This window comes from Chryseobacterium sp., assembly GCF_022712095.1.
Lineage (GTDB): Bacteria > Bacteroidota > Bacteroidia > Flavobacteriales > Weeksellaceae > Chryseobacterium.
This window is the reverse complement of the sequence record NZ_JALAHD010000052.1, coordinates 1-4,649: the sequence shown is the minus strand read 5'-3', so window position 1 is coordinate 4,649 and position 4,649 is coordinate 1. Positions and strand designations below refer to the sequence as shown.

The following is a 4,649-nucleotide window of genomic DNA, read 5'->3' as shown; positions in this document are numbered from 1 at the left end:
TTTTTATCACCATCTTTCAAAAGAAAACACCAAATATTCCGTTAAATTATTAAATTTGGATCATGCGAAAGAATTTTTATCTTATCATTTTATTATTTTCCCTCACCAGTTGTTATACTTACCAGGTAAAAAAGCGGGTGGATCCAATGGCTGACAATAAGAAGGAATCTAAAAAGGGAGCCGATCCTGTAAATAATTCTGTACCAAAGAAAGGCGCAGCAGGTGAATCCCAAAACCAGAACGCACAACAAATGCCTCTTCCAGTGGATGTTCAGCAGGAGGTTAGCTCAGGAAAAAATGTCAGGATCAAGACAGATCGCGGAAACTATAAAATAATAGTTGACAGATGGGAGGGTGACAGTCTGGTAGCCCATCCGGTTCGCAACTCTAATAAAATTCTGAAGTTCCATAAGAACCAGATCAATAGTGAGAAAATTGCGGAAAAGCGTTTTTCACAACCTATAGCTGATATTATTACGGTTACCGCGTATGCCGGAATAGCTGCTTTAGTCTGGTATCTTCTCAAGTAATTTTTAATAGCTGTACTGTTATGAGCTTCACGTTCCTTATTCATTTCTCATTTTCTGAGTCTTCTGACTTTGGAGTTATGAAAAATTGTTTAAATCAGTCATTTTTATAATAAAATAGGCTCTACAGCAAATCATAAAATACAGATAATTTAAAAGTTTTTTTTTCAGAAATAAATTACCTTTGCACACCTAAATTTAATAATCATGAAGCTGGAATTATTTCAGATAGATACTTTTACAGAAGAGATTTTCCGTGGAAATTCTGCGTGTGTGGTCCCGTTAAAAAACTGGTTACCCGATGAAACTCTCTTAAAAATAGCCTGTGAAAATGCCGTGGCAGAAACGGCTTTCTTTATCGATCATGGTGATACCGTTCATCTGAGATGGTTTACCCCTGAAATAGAGATGGATTTATGCGGACATGCTACCCTTGCCTCCGCTCATTGTATGATTTCCCACTTAAACTACCAGAACAGCAGAATCGTTTTTGAAACCAAAAGCGGTGAACTTACAGTCGATATAAAGGACGGATTTTATTATATGGATTTCCCGTCAAGAATGCCTGAACCTGCTGTGCTTCCCGATACTATTGCCCAATCCCTCAATATACAGCCTAAAGAGGTCTTCAAATCCAGGGACTATGTGCTGGTATATGAATCTGAGGAAGAGATCAGAAAAATCACAGTGCAAAGATCCGTACTGGACCTTATCAACCTAGACCCAGGAGGTGTAGTGGTAACAGCACCGGGTACTGACAGTGATTTTGTTTCAAGATACTTTACACCACAGTCGTCCATCCTTGAAGATCCTGTAACAGGCTCTTCACACTGCTCACTCATTCCGTTCTGGTCATCAAGATTTGGGAAAGATAAGCTTTTTGCCCGTCAGCTGTCAGAAAGAGGCGGTCAGCTCTATTGTGAAAACAAAGATAAAAGAGTGATGGTGGCAGGTAAAGCCAGAACCTATTCTGTAGGGCATCTATGGATAGAATAATGGTATTGTGACCACATTCTATAAACTGAAAATCAAAAGGCACGCTTATCTTAAGCAGTGCTTTTTTTTATCTAAGCGCCAATAATTAGTTAAAATATCCTTAAATTATTAAATTAGAAGATGATATCAGCTTTTGAAATCTTTAATTCAGTAATTTAGTACCGCACTAAAATGCGCTGAGATTTCTATGAAAAACATGTTTTTCCTGTTGCTTATTTCAACTGTACAGCCTGTATTTGCTCAGACTCAATTAGAAAAAGCAATCACCATCCTTGAAAATCATTACGACCAGGAAAAGGTATATATCCTTACTGATAAGCCAGAATATGTAGCTGGTGATCAGATATGGTTTAAAAGTTTCGTATTCAACGGCTATAACCGTACTGCATTGTCTACCACCCTATTTGTTGAATTATATGGCTCTGACAAAAAATTAATAGACTGGAAAACAATACTTCTTACCAATGGTGAAGGCAGCGGGGATTTCCAGCTCAAGGAAGACCTTCCGGAGCAGGTTTACTTCATAAGGGCCTATACTCCTTATATGACCAATTTCAGTGAAGACTTCCAGATTGTAAAAACAATCCCCATTTATAATCCCCATGACGCAGAAACATTAGAGATTGATAAAAATCCGGACTGGTCTGCCAAAGCCTTTCCTGAAGGTGGAAGTTTCATCAACGGCATCTCTACGAAATTCGCTGTAAGATTATCAGGGAACACTTCTTTGCCGGAACACTGGAATGGAAAAGTAATAGACACAAAAAATCCCAGTACACCGGTCACTACATTCACCTCTTTTGACAGAAATGTAGCCTCTTTTACAATAACTCCGGTTTTAGGAAAAAAATATCAGATCATTATTCAGGATAATATAGGAAAAAAACAGACCATAGATTTGCCAGAAGTGGCAGGCAGTGGGATCAGTTTAGAAGTTCACAGTTCTAAGGAAAGAATTAAATATACTTTAAAAGGAGTTAATTTAAAACAACAGCTACAGAATTACAAGATCATTGGAACCATCAGTAATCATCTGGCTTATAAAGCCAATGTTCCGCAGTCGATGAATGAAGTTTCCAGCCTTATTCCTACAAAAATAAGCAATGGAGCCAATGCTGTCTTACAATTAGCTATTTTTGATGAGCAGGATCATCTGGTTGCCCAACGATTATGTTTTATAAAGCCTAATGATTTAAAGATTGAGAAAGCTGAAATTATCGGTAAGAGTCTCAACCATTCACCAAGGGCTTTCAATAGCATTGACATTTCCCCTGAGTCCTATTTTAAAAACTATACTGTTCTGGTAAGTGAAGATGACGGAAGCAACAAACCGGAAGAGGAAAATATACTGAGCAGCCTTTGGCTAACGGGAGACTTTACTTCCAAAATAGACAGTCCGGCACAATACTTCTCTAAAAATGCCAATGCTGAAGCTCTGGATGCTTTGCTTATTTCTGAAAGCTGGAAAAGATTTAACTGGAATTCATTACTCAGCGGATCTGTTCCCCCCACTACCATCAATTCCCAGTTTCTGTCTTACAGGATAAAACCTCTTAAGAATAATTCTCTGATGAAAGACAGCAGTGTAAGTTTAGTACTGAAATTAGGTGATAACGAGCCTTCTATTAATCCGTCCAGAACAGATCAAAACGGATATCTTTATTTAGACCATCTGAACTTCAATGAACCTCTGAATGTTTCATTATTTGCCAATTCAGAAAACAACAAACAAATGGATACGGATAATCTGTTCGTTACGATAGAACCACTGGTAAATCCCACTCCGTTTAAAGGTAATTTTCCTACTACCAAATATAAACTGGTAAAATCAGGTGGACATAAAATTTCTCCAACGATTTCCCGAGCTATTAACACCCAGAAAAACATCAGAAAAACCGATGATCATTATGAACAAATTGAAGAAGTAAAATTGGTAAAAAAGACAGATCCGAAAGAAGAGCTCAACAAAGAACTCTCTACGGGAATGTTTAATTCAATCAATTCTACCATATTTGATTTTGTAAATGAAGATCAGCATGCTATAGGATCAACCAATATATTAGACTGGTTACAGGGAAGAGCTGCAGGGCTGACCTTTCAAAGAAACAGTTCCGGAGAGAATGTTCCCTATATTCGGGGACAACAGGCTAAGTTATATCTGGATGAGATCCCTACCGACGTCAGCATGATCACAAGCCTTCCCATTAGCAATATTGCCATGGTAAAAGTTATTAAAGAATCAGGATTGATAGGGAATGCAGTAGCAATCTATACCATGAGAGGCAATATGAAATCTAAAAACACCGAAAAGGAAGCACAAAAAAATAACTTTTCAACTATAAAGGGCTATGATAAGCCTTCAGAGTTTCCTATTGAAATACTTAATGAAGATGATTCTCCAAAGAAAATAGAAAACGATACCCGAGAAACCCTATATTGGAATCCTAATTTGTTTGACAGTGATTATGTTCCTCCGAGAATTAAATTTTATAACAATGATACAGCTAAGCAATATAAAGTGCTTATAATAAGTTTTGATGAAGATGACAATCTGCTTTATGATCAGGAAATTTTAAAATAGGTTGGTTCATAGAATATCTAATCCTGTAGAAAAGGGATAAAGAAATACAAAATACATGAGAGAGTTTGCAGACTGCAAATTCTCTTTTTCTTTTATAAGGCTGTGTCAGATTTCTGTAATCGAATAGCATATCTATTATTAGCTATTTAAATTCAATTACAGATCTCAATAAAGTGAAAAACATCCATTAAGCTTTGTAAAAGTAAGTACAGATTCGGAAGAAAGTATCAAGTCTTCTCAAAATTTCATCGTAGGATCAGGTGCATCCGGCATCAACTTTACATCGGCACTGAAGATTGCCAAACTGTGATTTTTTACAACTTCAAATAATTTATAATATATCATAAAAGCCGTCTGTACAAAACAAAGACGGCTTTTATCATGTATTGAGAAGTATCATATGTTTTATCCTCCTATTTTTGCTTACATTTGTACCACTAATTTAAACATATGATAAAAAACTTTATTCCTTATCACACTTCCTACCTTAGTATTCAGGCATCAAATCATATTCCTGATTTCCAATGATGTACATTTAACAATAT

At 36.4% G+C, this 4,649-nt stretch carries 3 protein-coding genes; all 3 read left to right on the top strand.

What is annotated here, in order from left to right:
- The first annotated feature begins 146 nt into the window (after window positions 1–146).
- The 3 genes from Q0A18_RS02640 (at window position 147) to Q0A18_RS02630 (ending at window position 4,104) form a co-directional block, all read left to right on the top strand.
- Window positions 147–530 carry a hypothetical protein gene (locus Q0A18_RS02640; RefSeq protein ID WP_292008620.1) on the top strand — a complete coding sequence of 128 codons (384 nt, stop codon included), beginning with the start codon at window positions 147–149 and terminating at the stop codon, window positions 528–530.
- A gap of 204 nt (window positions 531–734) precedes the next feature.
- Window positions 735–1,523, top strand: a complete 789-nt coding sequence (locus Q0A18_RS02635; RefSeq protein WP_292008619.1) for a PhzF family phenazine biosynthesis protein — start codon at window positions 735–737, stop codon at window positions 1,521–1,523.
- Between the two features lie 187 nt (window positions 1,524–1,710).
- Entirely contained in the window at window positions 1,711–4,104 is a 2,394-nt protein-coding gene (locus Q0A18_RS02630; RefSeq protein WP_292008618.1) for a hypothetical protein, read from the top strand.
- Window positions 4,105–4,649: the final 545 nt, after the last annotated feature.